Raw genomic sequence first — 20,686 nt, forward strand, 5'->3', positions numbered from 1 at the left:
GCCTAGGGCGAGCCGTTTACAACAAGAGCAAAAATTACGGGTTGCGTGTAACTGGAGGGAAATATGGCTGATTTTGGAGCACCGTCGCCACTGGCACGTGACGCGATGGCTTATGTCTTGGCTGGGGGGCGCGGCACACGCCTGATGGAATTGACGGACCGGCGGGCAAAGCCGGCGGTCTTTTTTGGCGGCAAATCGCGTATCATCGATTTCGCCTTGTCGAATGCCATTAATTCCGGCATTCGCCGCATTTCAGTTGCCACCCAATATCAGGCGCACAGCCTGATCCGGCATTTGCATCGCGGCTGGAACTTCCTGCGGCCTGAACGTAACGAGAGTTTTGATGTGTTGCCTGCCAGCCAGCGCATGGGCGATGAACTTTGGTATGCGGGCACCGCGGACGCGGTCTATCAAAACACGGACATTATTCTGGACTCAGGTGCAAAATATATCGTCGTTCTGGCGGGCGATCATATTTACAAGATGGATTACGAAGTCATGCTGCGCCAGCATGTCGACACAGGCGCAGACGTGACCGTTGGCTGTCTCGAAGTGCCGCGCATGGAAGCGGTGGGTTTCGGCGTCATGCATGTGGATGGACGCGACCAGATCATCGATTTCGTGGAAAAGCCCAAGGATCCGCCGGGTATTCCCGACAAGCCGGATCTGGCGCTCGCTTCTATGGGCATTTATGTGTTCGAGACCCGGTTTCTGATGGACCAGTTGCGCCGGGACGCCGCGACAGAGGGGTCGAGCCGTGATTTTGGCAAGGATATCATCCCGCATATCGTCAAGAATGGTACAGCCTGGGCGCACCGGTTTGCGCGCTCATGCGTGCGTTCGGCGAAAGAGGAAGTGGCCTATTGGCGCGATGTGGGCACGATCGATGCCTATTGGAAGGCCAATATCGATCTGACCGATATCGTGCCGCAGCTTGATCTTTATGACCGCGACTGGCCGATATGGACCTATGCCGAGATCAATCCGCCGGCGAAATTCGTGCATGATCTGGATGGGCGTCGCGGCAGTGCGATTTCATCGCTGGTTTCGGGGGATTGCATCATTTCTGGCGCATCGGTGCATCGCACCCTGTTATCAACGGGCGCGCGCGTGCACTCCTATTCGGTGCTTAATGATGCGGTTGTTCTGCCCCGATGCACAATCGGGCGCGGGGCGCGGCTGAACAAGGTTGTGGTCGACAGCAATGTGACGATTCCCGATGGCCTTGTGATTGGCGAAGACCCCGAGTTCGACGCAAAGTGGTTCCGGCGGACGGATGAAGACGTTGTGCTGATTACCCAGCCCATGATTGACAATTACCTGGCGAATAAATGATCGATGTTCTTTCCATTACCTCAGAAATCTACCCCCTGATCAAAACGGGGGGACTGGCGGATGTGGCCGGGGCTTTGCCGGGTGCGCTTGCGGGGCATGGGGTCAATATGCGGACGCTTTTGCCCGGCTATCCCAAAGTGCTGGAAGCGCTTGGTGAGGGGCGGGTGGTTGCCAGTTTTGACGATCTATGGGGCGGGCCGGCACGTTTGCTGGCCGGAGGTGCCGCCGGGCTTGATCTGATCGTTATCGATGCACCGCATCTTTATAACCGTGATGGCGGTCCTTACGGACAGGCTGACGGGACGGACTGGCCCGACAACTGGATGCGGTTCGCAGCGCTCAGCTGGGTTGGCGCGGAATTGGCGCGTGGGCTGGTGGACGGATACAGGCCGCAGATCGTGCACGCGCATGACTGGCAGGCGGCCATGAGTGCGGCTTATCTTAAATTCGGGCCGCCGAGTGATGTCAAATCGATTGTCACGATTCACAATCTGGCGTTTCAGGGCCGGTTCGATGCGCAGATTTTTGGCGAACTACGCTTGCCGCCGCACGCCTTTTCGATGGAAGGCGTTGAGTATTATGGCGGGGTTGGCTTTTTGAAGGCCGGGCTGCTTAGCGCCGATGTGCTGACAACGGTCAGCCCTACCTATGCGTGTGAAGTGCGCACTTCCGATTTTGGCATGGGGCTTGAAGGGCTGCTGGGTGCGCGGGCGGATGACCTGTTCGGCATTCTCAACGGGATCGACACCGATGTGTGGAATCCCGGTTCTGACGCTGCGTTGAAAGCGAATTACCGCACCAATGCCGCGCATCTGCGGGTGGAGAACAAGCGGGAAGTTGAAAGCCGGTTCGGGCTTGAGGCTGGCGATGGGCCGCTTTTTGGCGTTGTCAGCCGCCTGACCTGGCAAAAGGGCATTGATCTGCTGGTTCTGGCCATTGATGACCTTGTGGCGCAGGGCGGACGGCTTGCTGTGCTTGGATCGGGCGATGCCGAACTTGAGGCCGCGCTGGAGGCGGCAGCGTTGCGGCATCCGGGTCAGGTGGCCATTCTGATCGGCTATGATGAAGCCCTGTCGCACCTGATGCAGGGCGGGGTGGATGCGTTGATCGTGCCGTCACGCTTTGAACCCTGCGGACTGACGCAGCTGTTTGGGCTGCGCTATGGCTGTGTGCCCGTTGTGTCGCGGGTTGGCGGGTTGTCGGATACCGTGATTGATGCCAATGAGGCGGCGCTGGATGCGGGGGTTGCAACGGGCGTGCAGTTTTTCCCGGTAACAGAAATGGCGCTGATTGAGGCGATCAAGCGCACGACAATTCTTTATGGCATGCCGAAAATCTGGAAGAAAATCCAGCGCCGGGGCATGAAGTCCGAGGTGAGCTGGGAGGCGAGCGCGGCGCGCTATGCGGAACTTTATATGAAACTGGTTGGACAGGCCCCTCAAGATGAACGTTAAAGAGATAGCGACAACACCCTTTGATGATCAGAATCCGGGAACGTCCGGATTACGCAAACGCGTTTCGGTTTTTGCCCAGCCCAATTATGTTGAGAATTATCTGCAGGCGATTTTCGACAGTCTGGAAGATTTTGCCGGGGCAACGCTGGTGGTTGGCGGCGATGGCCGGTTTTACAATGATGTTGTGATCCAGAAGACTATCCGCATGGCGGCAGCGAACGGATTTGGCCGGGTGATTGTGGGGCGGGGCGGACTGTTGTCAACGCCGGGCGCTTCGCATCTGATCCGACATTACAAGGCGTTTGGCGGGCTGGTGCTGTCAGCCAGTCATAATCCGGGCGGGCCGGAGGGTGATTTTGGCATCAAGTATAACGTGGCCAATGGCGGGCCGGCGCCCGAGAAAAACACCAATGCGGTCTATGCGCTGTCGCAGAAAATGAGCCGTTATCTGACCGTTGAGGCCGATGACGTGGATTTGAGTGTGCTTGGCAAGAGCACTGTTGCGGGAATGGTGGTCGAGATTATTGATCCGGTTTCCGATTATGCGGCGCTGATGCAGACGCTGTTTGATTTTGACGCTATCCGCGCACTGTTCGCCTCGGGGTTCCGCATGCAGTTTGATGCGATGCATGCGGTCACCGGACCCTATGCGAAAGCCATTATTGAAGGCTTGCTGGGTGCGCCCGAGGGGACGGTGATCAACGGGGTGCCGCTGCCCGATTTCGGGGGTGGGCATCCCGATCCCAATCTGGTTTATGCCAAGGATCTCTATGATCTTTTGATGCGTGATGACGGCCCGGATTTTGGTGCCGCCTCTGATGGCGATGGCGATCGCAACCTGATTGTCGGGCACAAGCGCTTCGTGACCCCCTCGGATTCCCTCGCCATACTCGCGGCAAATGCGCATCTGGCGCCGGGCTACAAGAATGGTATTGCCGGTATTGCCCGCTCCATGCCCACCAGCGCGGCGGCGGACCGGGTCGCAGAGGCTATGGGCATTGAAATGCATGAGACGCCGACTGGCTGGAAGTTTTTCGGCAATCTGCTGGATGCCGGCCGGGTGACAATTTGTGGCGAGGAAAGTGCCGGGACCGGCTCGGACCATGTGCGCGAGAAGGACGGGCTTTGGGCCGTGCTGCTCTGGCTCAATATTCTCGCTGTGCGGCAACAAAGCGTCGATGCCATTGTGCGTGACCATTGGGCGAAATACGGGCGCAATTATTATACGCGCCATGATTATGACGAGGTGGACGCGGAACAGGCCAATGGGCTGGTTGCGGCGTTGCGGCAAAAGCTTGCCGATCTGCCCGGACAGGTGATTGAGGGATATAAAGTCACCTATGCTGATGATTTCGCCTATCATGATCCGGTCGATGGGTCGTCAAGCGCGCATCAGGGCATTCGCATCGGTTTTGAGGACGGGTCACGCATTGTGGTGCGCCTGAGTGGAACCGGTACGGTCGGTGCAACGTTACGGCTCTATCTTGAGCGCTATGAAGCGCCGGATGGCGATCACGATCAGGAAACACAGGCGGCATTGCAGCCCTTGATCGAGATTGTGGAGAAATTGGCGGAAGTTCGGCGCTGGACTGGTCGAGACGCGCCGAGCGTTATTACCTGACCTTTTGGAGGCCTTTGTGCTTTGACACCTGAACTTGTTCCCCATGGTGGCGCGGCTGAACCGCGTGGCGCCACGGCAATGTCTGATGGTGTCAATTTTTCGGTTTATTCCGAAACGGCGACGGCAATCTGGGTGTGCATATTTGATGCCCAGGATGACGAGATTGGCCGGTTTCTGCTCGACGGACATGAAGATAATGTGCGCTTCGGGCTGATCTCGGGCATTGGTCCGGGTACGCGCTATGGTTTGCGTGCCGATGGCCCCTATGATCCGGCGCAGGGCTATTATTTTGATCCCAACAAGCTGCTGGTCGATCCTTATGCCAAGCTGATTGACCGCACCTTCGTGCGTAGCCCGCGTTTGCGTCTGCCGCGCGAGGCGGAGGAGGATACGGCCTCACTAGTGCCCAAGGGTATCGTTATCGAGGCGGCAACGGAGCGGTTGCAGCCACGCGGCAGTGATGCGCCGGGGTTGATCTATGAACTGAATGTGCGTGGCTACACGATGCGCCATCCCAGCGTGCAGGGGCCGCTGCGTGGCACTGTCGCCGGATTGACGACGCGGCAGGTAATCTCGCATCTCGAACATCTTGGCGTTGATGTTGTTGAGTTGATGCCGGTGGCGGCGTGGATTGATGAGGGGCATTTGCCCATTCTCGGGCTGACCAATGCCTGGGGTTATAACCCTATCACTTATTTCGCGCCCGACCCGCGACTGATGCCGCGCGGCCTGACGGAATTGCGCGCCATGACCGATATGTATCGGGAACACGGCATCTCGGTGATCCTTGATGTGGTTTATAATCATACCGGGGAGGGTGATGATCAGGGACCGGTGCTCAGTTTCAAGGGGCTGGATGCCCATACCTATTACCGCCATGTGGAGGTGGATGGGAGCCAGGTGCTGGTCAACGATACGGGGACCGGCAATACGCTGCGCTGTGATCATCCCGAAGTGCAGCGGCTGGTGATCGACAGCCTCAGGCACTGGGTTGAGGAATGCGGGGTTTCGGGATTCCGGTTCGATCTTGCGCCTATTCTGGGGCGCAGCCTTGAGGGATTTGACGGGAACGCGGAACTTATCCGCAAGATCAAGGCTGATCCGGTTCTCTCAAAAGGCCTGCTGGTTGCGGAACCCTGGGATCCGGGTCCGGGCGGGTATCAGCTTGGTGCCTTCGGCGATCCGTTTCATGAATGGAATGACAAATATCGCGATCAGGTGCGCGCGTTCTGGCGGGGCGATGATGACAAGCTTGCAGCGCTGGTGCGCAAGGTTGCAGGTACGTCTGACGTGTTCGACCACAATGGCCGTAGGCCATCGGCGGGGATCAATTTCCTTGCGGTACATGACGGGTTCACCCTCATGGATCTGGTCAGCTATGAGGACAAGCACAACGAGGCGAATGGCGAAGAGAACCGGGACGGGCACAATCACAATTCTTCATGGAATTGCGGCGTAGAAGGCCCCAGTGATGACCCCGAGATCAATGCGGCCCGTGCCCGCGATATCCGCGCAATGCTGGCGACGTTGATGTTCAGCCGCGGTGTGCCGATGCTGCAGCAGGGCGATGAAATGGGCCGCAGCCAGCACGGCAACAATAATGCCTATGCCCAGGACAATGAAATTACCTGGCTGGACTGGGAAAACGCCGATGGTGAGCTGGTCAATTATGTGGCGGCGCTGAAGGCGTTTCGCGATGCGCATCCGGCACTGAGTGCCGACCGGTTTTTGACCGGTGAAGAACAGAATGGTGTGCGCGATGTGGTTTGGCTGCATCCTGAGGGCCGGGAAATGGAAGATGATGACTGGCACGATGCCGGCGCGTCGGTGATCGGTATGCATCTTCACGTCGATGGGGATGAACTGATCATCTGGTTCAACCGCTGGGTCGATGCCGTCGATGTCAGCCTGCCCGAACCCACAACCGGCAATGGCTGGGTCAGCGGCATATGCTCGTCCGCAGAAGAGCCGGCATTTGGCGATGCGGGCCTTCTGTCTTTGCCGTCCCGTTCGGTTGTCGCGATTGTGCCAGCCGAGGCGTGAGACCTATCCGGTCTTGCTTTGCGGGGCGACCAGTCCGCCCTGTAATTCGATAAAGCGGATGATCTCGTCCAGCCCGTCGCGCCGCAACAGGTCGGTGAAGACGTAAGGCCGGTCGTCGCGCACGGTTTTGGTGTCCGCTTCCATCACCTCGAGGCTGGCGCCGACATGGGGCGCCAGATCGGTCTTGTTGATGATCAGCAGGTCGGAACGGGTAATGGCCGGGCCACCCTTGCGCGGAATTTTTTCGCCCTGCGCCACCGAGATCACGTAAAGGGTCAGATCGGCGAGATCTGGCGAGAAAGTTGCGGCCAGATTGTCGCCGCCGCTTTCGACCAGAATGACGTCGAGATCGGGAAAGCGCCGGTTGAGATCGGCAATGGCGGCAAGGTTCAGCGAGGCGTCTTCGCGAATGGCGGTATGCGGGCACCCGCCGGTTTCCACCCCCACAATACGGTCTTCTGAAATGGCCTGCAGACGGGCAAGGATCAGCGCGTCTTCCTTGGTGTAAATATCATTGGTGACCACGGCCATGGAATAGCGCTCGCGCATGGCTTTGAGCAGCATTTCGCAAAGGGTGGTCTTGCCGGAACCGACGGGTCCGCCAATGCCGATACGCAAGGGGCCATTGCTGCTCATAAAAATCTCCAGATTGTGAGAAACAGGAAACCAAGCCCAATGCAAAGGCTGAGCGGAGAGTAGACCTTCTTGTCAAATGTCGCGAAGGGTTCTTCGGGTGTCAAGCGCCGCCACCAGGCGGTAAAGCCGGCAATGCCGCGCGCCAGAAACACAAGTCCAAGCAGAACACCGCCGCCGACCAGCACCGGATCGCGTTCCGGGCCGCTGAGCGACAGGGCCCAGATGCCCGCGACCAAAGCGAGAACCGCTACAAGCGCGGACAAAAGGCGCGGGGGCATCCGTTCAGCACCCTGAAAACCGGTCACCGTGCGCGCAAGGGTTTTCTGGTCACTTACCGGCCAGGTGCTGCCGAATGCCCACATGACATGCACCATGGATATGGCGAGCAGCGGGATGAAAATCAGTGAGGCGATACCAGCGATCATGAGCGAAATATCCGGGAGTGCAGGGTTTCATGGGCCATGGCGGCGATATCGCTTGCGTAACCGATTGCGCCGATATCGTCGAGGGTACATGTGGCCGCATTGCGGGCGCTGACGGCAATCAAAGGTTCGAGCGTTGCAAGGACGCCGAGCCCGTCAGTCTGCCCGAGCGGGACCAGCCGAATAGCGACTGAAATCTGGCTTTGCACATAGGCGGTCAGAAAGGCGATCAAGGTCGCGTCAGCCGGAATGTCATGCGCCGAAGCGATGGCGCCCACAGCGACAGGGTAGGGGCAGGGCCGGGGCAGGCGTTCGAAAACGGGAGATGGCCAGGCGCTGGCGGCAGTGACGAAGGCATTGCCGATGACGGTCAATTCGTCATGGCGTTGTTTCGCAGGTGTCAGCGCCAGACAGAGATCAGCCAATTCCTGCAGCTGTGTTGTGTCGGCGTGTGCGCGGTGCGCATGGGCCAGAATGACCGCATCCGTTCTCGCGGTGCCGTGGCTCAGACTGCCGGCAATCCAGTTTTCGAGTTCTGATGGCCCGGTGACCTGCTCATCATTGATCGCGGTTTCAAGCCCCGCCGAATAGGCGAAGGCCCCGACGGGAAAAGCCGGTGACAACCAGGAGAGCAGGCGTTGCAGCGCCATGTGGTCATCCATGATGATGTCCGTGTGCCGTGGTGTCATGGCTGTGATAGGCACCGCGTTCTGGCGAAAAAGGGCGCGTGACGTCAACGATTGTGGCGCCGAGGCCGGAGAGCATGTCCCGGATGACATGGTCGCGCTGGATATAAATGCAAGTTTCGGTGATTTCGGCGGGCAGGTGGCGATTGCCAAGGTGCCAGCAAAGCTTTGCCAGATGGATCTGGCTTTTGGCGGTGATCTCGTAAAGCGCCTCTCTGGCTGCTGCCACTTCCACCAGCCGGCCATCTTCCAGCACCAGAACGTCGCCTGCTGCCAAAACGATCGAACTGGGCAAGTCCGCCAGCACTTGGTCGCCGTTTTCAAGGGTCAGCAATTTGCGGCGCAAGTGACGTTCATCATGGGCCAGGGTAACCCTTGCATAGGGCGTGCCCTGATATTGGCCAGCATGATCATGGGAGATGGCGCGGGTCATTCAGATGTTCCTTGCGGCAGAAAATCCGGGTTCAGATGGGGGTTTCGAACAGTTTCCATACCCAGCCAAATTCGTAAATCATGTGTGTGGTCACCAGGGCGATGTGGTATCGCCGGTTGCTGGTTATCATTGCGACAATGCACAGCACGAAAAAGATCGGGGTGCTGATGAACATTTCGGTGCCGTAATGAGCTAGATGATCCTTGCCCTTGATCGTTGTGTCGACGACATCGAGCAGCAAGGTTGCGGCCAGCAGGCCGAAGAACCAACGCCGGCGGCTGAAAAAGAAATCCTCGTAATTCGCATATTCCTTGATGTCGTCCGGGAACAGAAAGGCGCACATCAGAAACAGAACGATCGTGTAAAGGATCAGGAAGAAAAAGACGCCGAATGACCAGTGTTCCACGTCATAGAGCGCGACCTCCCACCACCAGAAATGGATGAGCATCAACATCAGCGTACCCACCCAGGCGATATGCACGGGATAGATGTTTTTCTGCCCCGGATGCTGGATGAAGCCGGAAATGCCGGTCAACAGCCGGGTGATGCCGAGGCCAATGACCATGCCCATGACGATGCGGATATGGGGAAAGATTTCCGCCGTTGTCAGCGCAGCGTGGGTTGCGGGATTCATGGAATGTCGTTGGCCTCAAGGCACGAGGTGAGCGGCTCTGCATCAAGACCTTCGGTCAGATCGAACAGGCTGGCTTCCGCACCCTTTGTCCACCATACGTATTTGCCTGAAATATAGCGTACGCCGGAGGCGGCGATGGTGGTGACGAATATCTGCTTTACGCCATCAACCGGCAGGATGGCCAGATAGTCAGGATTGGCGTTGAGATACTCAACCTGCAGAGGTTCGTCTGCATCTTCGCATTTATAGTGCACCACGTGACGTTCCGCGTTGCCGGGCAGGGTGATGACCAGTTGCATGCTGGTCTCTGCTGCAGCCACCGGGGCAGCGCCGATAATTGCCATGGCAAATGTGCCAAACATGAAGCGTCGCATAATAACTCCCGGGCCACGGGGCCGCTTGTAGATGTGTGCCGGTCCTCGAGCGCCGACCCAGCCAGTAGACCAGACAAGCGTGCTGTTGTGAACACGCTTTTGTAAACGAAATGCGGGGGATATGGCGGGGTCTGGCGTGCATCTTTGTCAGAGCGCGCGCGCCGTGGCCTTTGAAAACGGGCGCAGTTTAATCAAATATCACGCTGTTTCTTTGGGCGATAACACCAAATCATGATTAAGGGAGTCATGAAATTGGACGCATCCTGAAGCTATCATGAGTTTTGAAACTATCGACACAACCGACGTGCGGTTCGTGGGCCGCATTTCCGGACGTTACACACTTCCCGGGCGCAAGCCGCGCAATGGCATGACTGTGTTTGCCTGTCAGACCCAATCGATGACGCCGCAGCAAATACTGGTTTCGGCACCTGTGATTGGCAATTCCGGTGAACCGGTTTCGGCCAATTTCGAAGAACTCGGGCTGGTACATGGTTATGTGAGCCGCAAGATTGATGGTGGTTTCGCTATTGAAGTGGATGAGGGTGCCTGCGATGTGGCACGGCTGGCGGCGCGCATAGCCTGGGTCAAAAAGCGCATTACCGCGGGGGTGACGGACGAGCGGTCTCACAAGCGGGTTATTCCGCGCAATCCGCATTCGACCCTGGTGCTGGCGGATGGCAAACTGGTGCGGTGTTTCGTCGTTGATATGTCGGCATCCGGCGCGGCCATTTCGGCAAATTTGCGGCCGCCGTTGGGAACAGCGCTTGCTGTTGGCCGGGTTATTGGCCGGGTCGTGCGACGTCTGGATGTCGGCTTTGCGGTGAAATTCATCGCGCCGCAACCGCTCGAGAACATTGAGCAGTCCTTGTTCAAAAGCCCGCAGGAGCTTGCCTGAACCTGATCTGTGGGCTGGCAAGATGTGATTAAGGATAGCGGCAGGTTTCATTGAAGCGCCGCATTGTCTTTATACTTCTCTCGCTTCTCATTGGCAGAATGAGTTGATGGATCGATGGTAACAGGGGCGAGCTGAATTGAATACGACAGACACAACGCCGGTGACCGGCACTTGGTGGCACAAGAGCCGCCTTGCAACGCGCGCTGAAAAGATTGCCGACGCGGTGGTGCACGGGATTGGCCTTGTGGTGGCACTCCTGGCGGGCTCGGCATTGCTGACCGCGGCTCTTATCAAGACCGCGCCGCATGAATTCCCCGCTCTGGTAGTTTATGTGGCCTCGCTGGTGGCTGTGCTGTCGATTTCCATGGCCTTCAACCTGTGGCCGCGCACCGACTTTAAACGCCTGCTGGCGCGGCTCGATCAGGCGGCAATTTTCCTTTTTATCGCGGGCACTTACACCCCATTCCTCTCACTGATGTGGGGGACGCCGGAGGGCACGGGCCTGATGATTTTTGTCTGGGCCACTGCGCTTGTGGGCATTGCTCTTAAGCTGATCGTACCGGAAAAATTCGGGCGGCTGGCGATTGTCTTGTATCTGGCGATCGGCTGGAGCGGGGTTCTGGTATTCAAAAGCCTTGCCGCCGCCTTGCCGGACACGGCCCTGTGGTTGCTGGTTGCCGGGGGGATCACCTATTCTTTGGGTATCATCTTCCACCTTTGGGAAAAGCTGACCTTTCACAGCGCGTTATGGCATCTGTTCGTCGTGATTGGCGCGTCGCTGCATCTGATCGCGCTGTTCGATGCCATGGTGATCAGCCGCTGGTAGCGGCTTCATTGCTCGGCTCGCCGGGCCAGATCATCGATATCGCCAATCGCGAGATAGTGAAATTCCCGGATCAGCCGGAGAGTGGGTTTCAGGGCAAAAAACGCTGAACCGATGACGAAGCACCAGATTGCCTGCGTTTGCAGCGTTTCATAAAAGAACATTATCGACCCGACGAGAAACAGGCCGGCGGCCGCGACATCGGCGAGGGTATAGGCCAATTCGTAAAGCGCGTAGATGTGCCGATGCCGGTCGGATCTGGTGGCATTTCCGGGTGCAAAAAATGACATTCGGTATCTTCCGTTTCTGTTGATAGGTCTCGGTGAATTCCCCAGCATGCTGAAGGGGTGTGCCGTTTGCAATGGACCATCAGGCGAGAGAAATGGTTTCGCGCAGGCGGGCCATGCTCACGGCGTCGATATACGCGCCATCGCGCAGGGCGAAGGATTGCAATGTGCCCTCGGTTTTGAAGCCCAGTTTTTTGTATAGCGCGATGGCGGGCTGATTGTCCGCAAAGACCGTCAGCTCGATGCGATCAATGCCAAGCCACTGATCGGCGGTTTCGATCAACTCTTTGGCGAGGGCGTGACCGACACCGCGCCCGGCATAGTCGTCATGCACCATCATGCCAAAATCCGCTGCGTGGCGGCGACGCCCCCGAAAGCGGCTAAGGCCCGCGCTGCCAATCAGGTGCCCGTCAATGCTGGCGATCAAATGCAATGCGTCCGGATCGGGTTTTTCCAGTTGCGTGCGGATGTGATCCGGTTGTTGGAACGGTAACTGCAAGGTGCCCTGACGGACGCCAGGCAGGTTGATCAAGGCGCAAAGGGCTGCTGCATCATCCGGGCAGCAGGCGCGGATGACGAGGCTGTCGAGCAGGGATCTTTTGGGCGCGTCGGAGAGTTTTTTCAGCATTCTATCCTCTTGTCGGTTGAAACCGGTGGGACAGAAACTGTTCAGACCCAACCGTTCCGGTGGGGTCTCGTGGGAATGATCGGTTAGCCTATAGCCGCACGAACGCCACACACCCCGAGGTGTGCATCATCATGGTGGCGGTCATGGTGCGTGTGTTGATCATGGGGCGAGAATTGTCTGGTAAATCGGTGGTTGTCAAGATGACGTGCGGTGCAGGTGCGTCCTGTCCTCAATCTCCCTCCCCATGCGGGGAGGGATCATATGCAGTCGGCTATTCTCGTGAACTGTGGCCGGTGCCTATTCGGCGGCGATTTTTTCAGCCTTGAGGCTTTCGAGAATGTTTTGCGGCGAGGAAGCGCCATAGGGATCGGTCTCGCAATTGTCCGAGAAGCCTTCTTCCACAAACAGCTTTTCGAATGTGCCGTCGTTGACGATGGCCGCATAACGCCAGGAGCGCATGCCAAAGCCCAGATTATCCTTGGCAACAAGCATGCCCACCTTGCGCGTGAACTCGCCCGAGCCGTCGGGGATCAGTTTCACATTGACGAGGCCCTGCGACTTGCCCCACGCGTTCATCACGAAGGCGTCGTTGACGGAAATGCAGTAGATTTCGTCGATGCCTTCAGCACGGAACTCATCATAGAGTTTTTCGAAATCCGGCAATTGATAGGTCGAGCAGGTTGGGGTGAACGCGCCGGGCAGGGAGAAGAGAATGACGCGCTTGCCGCCGAAGAAATCGGCAGTCGTCTTGTCTTCCCAGCGGAAGGGGTTCGGGCCTTCAATGGTTTCGTCGCGAACGCGGGTTTTGAAAGTTACGTCGGGGACCGTGCGGAGGGTCATCAGCTTGCTCCTTGGCAATAGTGAGACGGCGGCTCCGAAAGAGCCGTTAAAAACCGGGATGTGGTGAGGGCGCGCCGGGGAGGGGCGGACGCCTGCCTATACGCGGGCCTTTAGAACATTTTCGCGATATGATTCCAAGGGTTTAGGGCGCGACTTTTCGTCTTATCCCGGCATGGCTGGGTTGCGCCATATGCACGGCATTTCGCCCTTGTCTCAAAACAGGAAATACCGCTGTGCCATGGGGAGCACCGTTGCCGGTTCGCAGGTCAGCAATTCCCCATTCGCCCGCACCTCATAGGTCTCGGGATCAACGTCGATCTGCGGGGTGAGGCTGTTGTGAACCATTGAAGCCTTGGAGATGCCGCTGCGGGTATTTTCAACAGCGAGGAGTTGCTTGTCGAGGCCGAGCTTGCCGCGCACGCCGTCATTCAGCGCCGCTTCCGAGGTGAAAATGACCGAGGAATTGGTCACCGATTTGCCATAGGCGGCAAACATGTAGCGGTAGTGCATTGGCTGCGGCGTCGGGATTGACGCATTGGGATCGCCCATTGGTGCGGCGGCGATGGAGCCGCCGAGCAGGACCATGTCGGGTTTGACGCCGAAAAAGGCCGGGTTCCACATCACCAGATCGGCGCGTTTGCCGACCTCGATCGAGCCGATATGCCTGGACAGGCCCTGAGCAATCGCCGGGTTGATGGTGTATTTGGCGATATAGCGTTTGACGCGGAAATTGTCGTTGTCGCCGTTTTCCTCGGGCAGGGGCCCGCGTTGGCGCTTCATCTTGTCGGCGGTCTGCCAGGTGCGGATGATCACCTCGCCGACCCGGCCCATGGCCTGGCTGTCCGACGAAATGATCGAGAAGGCACCCATGTCGTGCAGGATGTCTTCGGCAGCGATGGTTTCCTTGCGGATGCGGCTTTCGGCAAAGGCCACGTCTTCGGGAATGTTCTGGTCGAGATGGTGGCAGACCATGAGCATGTCGAGATGCTCGGCAATCGTGTTGGTGGTATAGGGCCGCGTGGGATTGGTCGATGAGGGGATGACATTGCTGAGGCCGGCGACCTTGATAATGTCCGGCGCATGGCCGCCACCTGCCCCCTCGGTGTGGAAAGCGTGAATGGTGCGGCCCTTGAAGGCATCAACCGTGTTCTCGACAAAACCGCTCTCGTTGAGCGTGTCGGTATGGATCATCACCTGTACGTCATAGGCATCGGCGACCGTCAGGCAATTATCGATGGCAGCCGGGGTGGTGCCCCAGTCCTCGTGCAGTTTGAGGGCGGCCGCGCCTGCGAGGACCATTTCCTCAAGCGGGGCAGGGACAGAGGCATTGCCCTTGCCCGCCAGCGCCAGGTTCATGGGGAAAGCGTCAAAACTTTGCATCATGCGGCCGATATGCCATGCACCGGTGCAGGTGGTCGCCAGCGTGCCATGGGCGGGGCCAGAGCCGCCGCCCAGCATGGTGGTCAGGCCCGACATCAGCGCTTCCTCGATCTGCTGGGGGCAGATGAAATGGATATGTGCGTCAAAGCCGCCGGCGGTTAAAATCTTGCCTTCACCGGCAATGATCTCGGTCGAGGGGCCAATGATGATGGTGACGCCCGGCTGGGTATCGGGATTGCCCGCCTTGCCAATGGCGGCGATCACGCCGTTCTTGAGGCCGATATCGGCCTTGTAGATGCCGGTCACGTCAACGACGAGGGCATTGGTGATGACGGTATCGACCGCGCCCTCGACCCTTGTCGCCTGGGACTGGCCCATGCCATCGCGGATCACCTTGCCGCCGCCGAACTTGACCTCTTCGCCATAGGTGGTGAAATCCTTCTCCACCTCAATGAACAATTCGGTATCGGCCAGCCGCACCTTGTCACCCACGGTCGGGCCATACATGTCGGCATAAGTCGCGCGGGTGATCCTTGTGGGCATGGTGCGGGTTCCTAGTTGAGCTTGTCGGCGTTGTGCTTCTGGTAGGCGCGGATGCTGCGGTCGATCAGCTGGTCCATCAGGTCATTGCCAGTAACAATGTCCGGATCGGCCATGCGGCTGGCGATCAGCGAGGCTGCGACTGTTTCCACTGCATGGGCGGCCTTGCCCTTGCCATCGGCGGCGAGCTTGTTGCCCTCGCGCTGGAAGGTCATCAACATGGAGTCGTAGCTCTCATTGGTCAGCGCCGCCTTCAAGTCAGGCCATGACTGCTTGCCGCTGTTCTCTACCAGACGCCCGGCCAGAGATCCGATCAGCCACAGGGTCTCCGGATCGTTGACCCCGTTCTCGCGCAATTCGCGCATGATCGAGACGAAGCGTGGCTTGAATTCTTTCATCAATTCCGGCGTGGTCATGTATTTGTCCCTGTTCGTTGGTGATGCCCGGCACGTCGCACAAGAACGCGGCCAGGTTGTGTCAAACCGCTGCCGGGGCGGCGACCAAGTGTAATCGCGGGTGCGTCAAAGCGGCAAATTTTCGCCACAGAATGACCCAATTTCGTTTTGCAACCAGAAGCTGTTCCGCTCGTTCTTCTCGTGTCCCTGATGGGGACTGACCCAACAGAAGTAGGAGATTTCTGATGAACAAGTTTATTACAGCAGCCTTTACTGCGGCTTTGCTGACCTCCGCCGCCCCCGTGGCTTTCGCTGACGATTCCACCAGTGCGGGCGCTGATGCCGGCGTCGATGTAAGCGCCGGCGTGACGGCCAACGATACTGACGTGGGTGTGGACGCCGCGGCTGGTGCTGCGACAGCCGGCACGGTTGAAACCACCACGAGCGCGACCAATGCCGGTATTGCCGGGGCGGTCGATGCGGATATTGATGCCGCGATCAATAGCGTGACCAGCGCCGACAACGTGGAAATCGTGTCGTGGACCGAGGCTAGCTCGGCCGCTGATGCAGAACTCAAGGTGTTTGAGGATGCGATGGCGGGCGATAGCGACGTCAAGACCATCCACACCAAGGTTAGCAGCAGTGCAGCTTTGATGTCGGCGCTCGAAGCCGAGGGCTTTGAGGCTGAAGACGTTGTCAGCATCAAGACCGCCGCCGATGGCAAGGTCAAACTCTATGTTGACGATCGGGCCTAACCCGACAGGCGCGGGAACATAAATCCGCGCTGAACCGCCCGTCCGGCCTGACCGCCGGGCGGGCGGCTTTTTTGCATCCCAATATGCCGCATGGCGCGGCATTCAGAGTGTGCCCATTATTTTTTGCTGGAAGCCATAAACGGTCCGTGCACCGGATAGCGGCACGAGCGTGATTTCACGGGTCTGGCCCGGCTCGAACCTGACGGCAGTGCCCGCTGCGATATCGAGGCGCATGCCACGGGTTTTATCGCGGTCGAAATGCAGGCCGTCATTGGTTTCAAAGAAATGGTAGTGCGAGCCGACCTGGATTGGACGGTCACCGGTATTGGCCACTTCAAGGGTCAGGGAAGACGCGCCGGTGTTCAGCTCTATATCGCCGGATTTGGTGATGATTTCGCCGGGGATCATGACGCGTCTCCTTGGTTTGAGGTTTAAACGGCGAAGGCCAGCCCGAGGCCGAGAGCCGCTGTCACCGCACCGGCAAGGCGCAAGGCGATGCCCGCAAAGCGGCGATGGGTCAACAGACCGGCACCGAGGCCCGAAAGATGCAGCGCCATGGTGGCGAGAGCAAAGCCTGCCGCATAGGTGAGGGCGGTGCCGCCTGCCAGTTCAGTGCCATGGGCATGGCCGTGCAACAGGGCAAATGCACCAACAAGTGCCGCGCCGGCAGCCGTCGGTACCTTGACGGCGAAGCCGACCATCAGGCCCAGCACGACGATGGAGGCGAGAATGCCTGGTTCGACCATGGGCAGGGCAAAGCCGGCTATGCCAAGCCCGCCGCCGATCAGCATGACCGAGACAAAGGCCAGCGGCCAGGCCCAAAGCGCCTTGCCCCCGGTCTGCGCAGCCCAGAGGCCGACCGCCACCATGGCGAGCACATGATCCAGCCCCGAGATCGGATGGGCAAGACCTGCCATGAACGAGCCATGCGCGCCAATGCCGGTATGGGCCAGGGCCGGTGAGGCGGTGAGGGTGAGGGCGGCAATGGCCACCAGACGTTTGATCATTTGTTGTCCCTTTCTTTGGTCGACAAGGCGCCCGCTATTTGGTCACGCCGTTTACGGTGCACAGTATGAACGATTCATCGCGCGGCGTCATGGGTTTACCGGATCGGCTGATGGACGGTTACCAGTTTGGTGCCGTCGGGAAAAGTGGCTTCCACCTGGATGTCGTGGATCATCTCGGCAATGCCGTCCATCACCTGATCGCGGGAGATGACATGGGCACCCGATTCCATCAGTTCTGCGACGGGCCGGCCATCGCGTGCACCTTCGACGACAAAGTCGGAAATCAGTGCGATGGCTTCGGGATGATTGAGTTTGACGCCGCGCTCAAGGCGGCGGCGGGCAACCATGGCGGCCATGGAAATCAGCAGTTTGTCTTTTTCGCGGGGTGTCAGGTTCATTGGTTTGCCTAGGGTCAGGTGGTCCACAGGCGCGGCAGACTGCCGGCCCGGGACAGGTGAGCAATTATGGGGGTGATTATGCGGCGCAAGGCAAGGCCTGTGGGGGCGAGAACCCGCACAGTGAGGCGCTGATTGATCGCGCTGACGGCAGCTTTTGCGCCCTCAGGTATCAGGGCACGCACAGTTTCGACTTTTGCGGCGGCACTGTCGCCGATAAACAAAATCGTGGCGAAGGCATTGTTGCCCGCGAGCAGCGACAGGGCATCGCGTTCGAGATCTGCCGCGGTGAGCCTGTTTGCCTCTGCATGAATGAGTTGACCGTTGCGGTGGATGCGCCAGTTGTCGTTGAGAAGGGCTGAACGGGCGGCTTCACCCATTGCTTCGCGGCCCAACAGAATGGCTTCCACGGCAGTCAGGCTGGCGCCTTCCGCAAGGTCGACATTCAGGGTGCGGCGCAGGCGGGACTGTTCGAAAAGGATGGTTTCCTGCGGCAGCCAGTCCACATGCGCGTCCGCCCCAATGGTGATGGTGTTGCTGACAACGGCGTCGGCACCGGTGGATTTATAGACCCGTTCGCAGGCCTGGCTTGTGACCACAAGACGGGACTGAGGCGCTGCAACAAGATTCCAGTCGAGGCGATCGCCGCCGGTAACACCACCTGAGGAGTTGATCAATACGGCTTCCAGGGCATTGCTGTGTGTGCGGGGCAGGCGGATCTTGGCGCATCCCTCCTGATAAAGTTCGGCGATATGGGTGCGGCCATCGCGCACCTGGGTGACCAGCCGTCCGGTGCCGCGTGCCCGCTGCATGGATGCCGGCGGGGTGGTGTTGGTATTGTCGATGTGGGCCAGATCCGGCATTCCGGGCGCTCCCGCGTTCGCGTGTATGGTCAGGCGCCCCCAAACGCCAAGTGAACTTTCCTTGTGCCTAAAGGCAAAGCAATCGACATGCCATTTGCGAAGGCGCTGAAAAAACCTCTTAATTTCATCTGCTTATGTTTGCCTGCTTCAGCCTCCTTGCCTCGGATAGTGGGAAACCGGTGTTGTTTCTGCCTCAAATCTAAGCACACAGGGCGGTCCTTGGGCAGTGAGCCGGGGCGATTTTCTTCGGATTGCGGGAAGGCGAAATGCGGACAAGCTTGATTTATGGCGAGACTGTGTAGAAATGAGGCGTAAATGCCTCAATTCATTGAGGAACTTCCGTTCTCGATATCCGTTCATCTATCACGGCCATTGATGGTCTGCGTGTTCAGCCCACGCCTTTGATAACGAATTGGAGTTCGACAATGAAAACCGCACTTATGACGTCCGCCGCCGCCCTTCTTATGGCTCTGGGCACCGCTATTCCGGCGTCCGCACAGACTATTGACGGGACCGCGATTTCCGCGAGCGACTTGCCTTATGTGCAGGCACGTTGCGACGCACTGAAAATCGAAAGCGGCGTTGCTCCTTCCCAAGACAACGATTCAAATACCGACATGTCTGACGAACAGGACGATGATGCCGATGAAGGCGATAATGCCCTGTCCACTTTCGACCTTGATACCCTCACTGTCGAGCAGTGTGAAGAAGGCGGGCTTGTCGACAGCGCTATGTAATCGCGCCGTCGCACCCTCAGGAAAGCCCCGGGCAGTGCCCGGGGCTTTTTTTATACCATCAGGTGTTTCTTGATTTCCGGCTTGTCGAGATCGGCCGCCGGGCCCGCATGCAGGATTTCGCCCCGGTCCATGATGTAAATGTCATCGGCCAGTTCGCGGCAGAAATCGAGATATTGCTCGACCAGCAGAATGGTCATCCCCATGTCATCGCGCAGGAATTGCAGCGCCCGGCCGATATCCTTGATGATCGAGGGCTGAATGCCTTCTGTCGGCTCGTCCAGCACCAGGATTTTGGGGCGGGTGACGAGGGCGCGGCCAATGGCAAGCTGCTGTTGTTGCCCGCCGGACAGATCGCCGCCGCGCCGGCCCAGCATCTGCTTGAGCACCGGGAACAGGGTGAAAATATAGTCCGGAATATTGCGGTCGGCGCGTTTGAGCCCGGCATAGCCGGTTTCCAGATTTTCCTTCACCGTCAGCAGCGCGAAAATCTCGCGGCCCTGCGGCACATAGCCAAGGCCGAGACGGGCGCGGGCATAGGGCGGTGATTTTTTCAAAGCTTCGGCATCGATACGGATATCGCCGGCGGAAATCGGGTGAATGCCGGTCACCGCGCGCAGCAGCGAGGATTTGCCGACGCCATTACGGCCAAGAACAGCGGTGATTTTGGCCTGTCTGGCCTCGATGGAAATATGGCGCAAGGCCTGTGCGGCACCATAATGCAGATCAATGCCGGAGACGGTGAGTGTGGTCATCTAATCATCTCCCCAGATAGCTTTCGATCACGCGCGGATCGGCGCTGACCTGTGCGAGGGTGCCCTGAGCGAGGACGGAGCCTTCGGCGAGGCAGGTAACGCGGGAATCGAGATCGCGGATAAAGGTCATGTCGTGCTCGACGACAATGACGGCGCGGGTCTTGGCGATTTCCTTGAGCAATTTGGCGGTTTCGATGGTTTCGGCGTCGGTCATGCCCGCAACCGGCTCATCGACCAGCAGGAGTTTCGGGTCCTGAGCCAGCAGCATGCCGATTTCGAGCCATTGTTTCTGCCCGTGGCTGAGATTGGTGGCCAGCTCGTTCTGCCGGTCGGTCAGACGGATCGTCTCGAGAATATCGACAATGCGCGCCTCGTCCTCGCGGCTGGCCTGATAGAACCAGGAGGCAAAGACGCCGCGCGGCTTTTTCAATGCCAGTTCAAGATTGTCCCAGACCGTATGGCTTTCAAAAACGGTGGGCTTTTGAAACTTGCGGCCAATGCCCAGTTCAGCGATTTCCGCCTCGTCACACTTGGTCAGGTCGGTATGTTCCTGAAACAATACATCGCCTTCATCGGGCCGGGTCTTGCCGGTGATGATATCCATCATCGTGGTCTTGCCCGCGCCATTGGGGCCGATAATGGCCTGCAGCTCTGCCGGGTAGATGATCATGGAGAGATTGTTGATCGCCTTGAAGCCGTCAAACGAGACCGAGACGCCATCGAGATAAAGCAGGGTGCCGATTTTGCTCAT

The 20,686-nt window shown here is 58.5% G+C and carries 25 protein-coding genes; 8 read left to right on the forward strand and 17 right to left on the reverse strand.

The features are described from left to right. Window positions 1–63 precede the first annotated feature (63 nt). The 4 genes from glgC to glgX are packed head-to-tail and all read left to right on the forward strand — an operon-like array spanning window position 64 to window position 6,453. Window positions 64–1,335, forward strand: a complete 1,272-nt coding sequence (glgC, locus tag L1P08_RS00715) for a glucose-1-phosphate adenylyltransferase (RefSeq protein ID WP_303618105.1) — start codon at window positions 64–66, stop codon at window positions 1,333–1,335. Beyond that, window positions 1,335–2,789: a glycogen synthase GlgA gene (gene glgA / locus L1P08_RS00720; RefSeq protein WP_303619604.1), complete on the forward strand. Its 1,455-nt coding sequence runs from the start codon at window positions 1,335–1,337 to the stop codon at window positions 2,787–2,789. Before glgC ends, glgA begins: the two co-directional genes overlap by 1 nt. Continuing rightward, on the forward strand, window positions 2,779–4,410 hold the full coding sequence (locus L1P08_RS00725) for an alpha-D-glucose phosphate-specific phosphoglucomutase (RefSeq protein WP_303618106.1): 1,632 nt from the start codon (window positions 2,779–2,781) through the stop codon (window positions 4,408–4,410). The genes glgA and L1P08_RS00725 overlap by 11 nt, the downstream gene beginning before the upstream one ends. A gap of 21 nt (window positions 4,411–4,431) precedes the next feature. Beyond that, window positions 4,432–6,453: a glycogen debranching protein GlgX gene (gene glgX, locus L1P08_RS00730; protein WP_303618107.1), complete on the forward strand. Its 2,022-nt coding sequence runs from the start codon at window positions 4,432–4,434 to the stop codon at window positions 6,451–6,453. Between the two features lie 3 nt (window positions 6,454–6,456). On the opposite strand, the gene ureG is transcribed toward glgX, so the two are convergent. Genes ureG through L1P08_RS00760 form a run of 6 tightly spaced genes read right to left on the reverse strand, consistent with a single transcriptional unit; the run spans window position 6,457 to window position 9,638 of the window. Next, window positions 6,457–7,089 carry an urease accessory protein UreG gene (gene ureG / locus L1P08_RS00735; protein WP_303618108.1) on the reverse strand — a complete coding sequence of 211 codons (633 nt, stop codon included), beginning with the start codon at window positions 7,087–7,089 and terminating at the stop codon, window positions 6,457–6,459. Further along, window positions 7,086–7,514, reverse strand: a complete 429-nt coding sequence (locus L1P08_RS00740; RefSeq protein ID WP_303618109.1) for a DUF3995 domain-containing protein — start codon at window positions 7,512–7,514, stop codon at window positions 7,086–7,088. Before L1P08_RS00740 ends, ureG begins: the two co-directional genes overlap by 4 nt. Next, complete coding sequence (locus L1P08_RS00745; protein ID WP_303618110.1) at window positions 7,511–8,173, reverse strand: urease accessory protein UreF; 663 nt, start codon at window positions 8,171–8,173, stop codon at window positions 7,511–7,513. The genes L1P08_RS00740 and L1P08_RS00745 overlap by 4 nt, the downstream gene beginning before the upstream one ends. Continuing rightward, on the reverse strand, window positions 8,166–8,630 hold the full coding sequence (locus L1P08_RS00750; protein ID WP_303618111.1) for an urease accessory protein UreE: 465 nt from the start codon (window positions 8,628–8,630) through the stop codon (window positions 8,166–8,168). Before L1P08_RS00750 ends, L1P08_RS00745 begins: the two co-directional genes overlap by 8 nt. 31 nt (window positions 8,631–8,661) lie before the next feature. Next, window positions 8,662–9,264: a hypothetical protein gene (locus L1P08_RS00755; RefSeq protein WP_303618112.1), complete on the reverse strand. Its 603-nt coding sequence runs from the start codon at window positions 9,262–9,264 to the stop codon at window positions 8,662–8,664. Further along, window positions 9,261–9,638: an MliC family protein gene (locus L1P08_RS00760; RefSeq protein WP_303618113.1), complete on the reverse strand. Its 378-nt coding sequence runs from the start codon at window positions 9,636–9,638 to the stop codon at window positions 9,261–9,263. Before L1P08_RS00760 ends, L1P08_RS00755 begins: the two co-directional genes overlap by 4 nt. Before the next feature lie 274 nt (window positions 9,639–9,912). Between L1P08_RS00760 and L1P08_RS00765 the strand changes: the two genes are divergently transcribed. Both L1P08_RS00765 and trhA read left to right on the forward strand, forming a co-directional pair. Next, window positions 9,913–10,533, forward strand: coding sequence for a PilZ domain-containing protein (locus tag L1P08_RS00765; RefSeq protein WP_303618114.1), 621 nt, complete (start codon window positions 9,913–9,915; stop codon window positions 10,531–10,533). A 136-nt stretch (window positions 10,534–10,669) separates the two neighbouring features. Beyond that, window positions 10,670–11,359, forward strand: coding sequence for a PAQR family membrane homeostasis protein TrhA (gene trhA / locus L1P08_RS00770; RefSeq protein ID WP_303618115.1), 690 nt, complete (start codon window positions 10,670–10,672; stop codon window positions 11,357–11,359). A gap of 5 nt (window positions 11,360–11,364) precedes the next feature. Here trhA and L1P08_RS00775 read toward each other — a convergent pair whose 3' ends face one another. The 5 genes from L1P08_RS00775 to L1P08_RS00795 form a co-directional block, all read right to left on the reverse strand. After that, window positions 11,365–11,646 carry a YrhK family protein gene (locus L1P08_RS00775; protein ID WP_303618116.1) on the reverse strand — a complete coding sequence of 94 codons (282 nt, stop codon included), beginning with the start codon at window positions 11,644–11,646 and terminating at the stop codon, window positions 11,365–11,367. Window positions 11,647–11,725: 79 nt separating this feature from the next. Beyond that, window positions 11,726–12,271: a GNAT family N-acetyltransferase gene (locus L1P08_RS00780; RefSeq protein WP_303618117.1), complete on the reverse strand. Its 546-nt coding sequence runs from the start codon at window positions 12,269–12,271 to the stop codon at window positions 11,726–11,728. A 297-nt stretch (window positions 12,272–12,568) separates the two neighbouring features. Next, window positions 12,569–13,111, reverse strand: a complete 543-nt coding sequence (locus tag L1P08_RS00785; protein WP_303618118.1) for a peroxiredoxin — start codon at window positions 13,109–13,111, stop codon at window positions 12,569–12,571. A gap of 213 nt (window positions 13,112–13,324) precedes the next feature. After that, a complete protein-coding gene (gene ureC, locus L1P08_RS00790) occupies window positions 13,325–15,034 on the reverse strand; it encodes an urease subunit alpha (RefSeq protein ID WP_303618119.1) in 1,710 nt (569 codons plus the stop codon). An 11-nt stretch (window positions 15,035–15,045) separates the two neighbouring features. Continuing rightward, a complete protein-coding gene (locus L1P08_RS00795) occupies window positions 15,046–15,447 on the reverse strand; it encodes a hypothetical protein (protein WP_303618120.1) in 402 nt (133 codons plus the stop codon). 224 nt (window positions 15,448–15,671) lie between these two features. Here L1P08_RS00795 and L1P08_RS00800 point away from each other — a divergent pair, with 224 nt between their 5' ends. After that, entirely contained in the window at window positions 15,672–16,181 is a 510-nt protein-coding gene (locus L1P08_RS00800) for a hypothetical protein (protein WP_303618121.1), read from the forward strand. Between the two features lie 102 nt (window positions 16,182–16,283). Here L1P08_RS00800 and L1P08_RS00805 read toward each other — a convergent pair whose 3' ends face one another. From L1P08_RS00805 to L1P08_RS00820, 4 genes are all read right to left on the reverse strand, one after another. Continuing rightward, on the reverse strand, window positions 16,284–16,589 hold the full coding sequence (locus L1P08_RS00805; RefSeq protein WP_303618122.1) for an urease subunit beta: 306 nt from the start codon (window positions 16,587–16,589) through the stop codon (window positions 16,284–16,286). 23 nt (window positions 16,590–16,612) lie between these two features. Next, on the reverse strand, window positions 16,613–17,188 hold the full coding sequence (locus tag L1P08_RS00810; RefSeq protein ID WP_303618123.1) for a HupE/UreJ family protein: 576 nt from the start codon (window positions 17,186–17,188) through the stop codon (window positions 16,613–16,615). 95 nt (window positions 17,189–17,283) lie between these two features. After that, window positions 17,284–17,586 (reverse strand): urease subunit gamma, encoded by a 303-nt coding sequence (locus tag L1P08_RS00815; RefSeq protein ID WP_303618124.1) that lies wholly within the window; start codon window positions 17,584–17,586, stop codon window positions 17,284–17,286. Window positions 17,587–17,600: 14 nt separating this feature from the next. Then, complete coding sequence (locus L1P08_RS00820) at window positions 17,601–18,446, reverse strand: urease accessory protein UreD (RefSeq protein ID WP_303618125.1); 846 nt, start codon at window positions 18,444–18,446, stop codon at window positions 17,601–17,603. Between the two features lie 425 nt (window positions 18,447–18,871). On the opposite strand from L1P08_RS00820, the gene L1P08_RS00825 reads away from it, so the two are divergent. Then, entirely contained in the window at window positions 18,872–19,183 is a 312-nt protein-coding gene (locus L1P08_RS00825) for a hypothetical protein (protein ID WP_303618126.1), read from the forward strand. 50 nt (window positions 19,184–19,233) lie between these two features. Here L1P08_RS00825 and urtE read toward each other — a convergent pair whose 3' ends face one another. Then, entirely contained in the window at window positions 19,234–19,935 is a 702-nt protein-coding gene (urtE, locus tag L1P08_RS00830) for an urea ABC transporter ATP-binding subunit UrtE (protein ID WP_303618127.1), read from the reverse strand. A 4-nt stretch (window positions 19,936–19,939) separates the two neighbouring features. Further along, entirely contained in the window at window positions 19,940–20,686 is a 747-nt protein-coding gene (urtD, locus tag L1P08_RS00835; protein ID WP_303618128.1) for an urea ABC transporter ATP-binding protein UrtD, read from the reverse strand.

The organism is Mariluticola halotolerans (assembly GCF_021611515.1).
GTDB lineage: Bacteria > Pseudomonadota > Alphaproteobacteria > Rhizobiales > Devosiaceae > Mariluticola > Mariluticola halotolerans.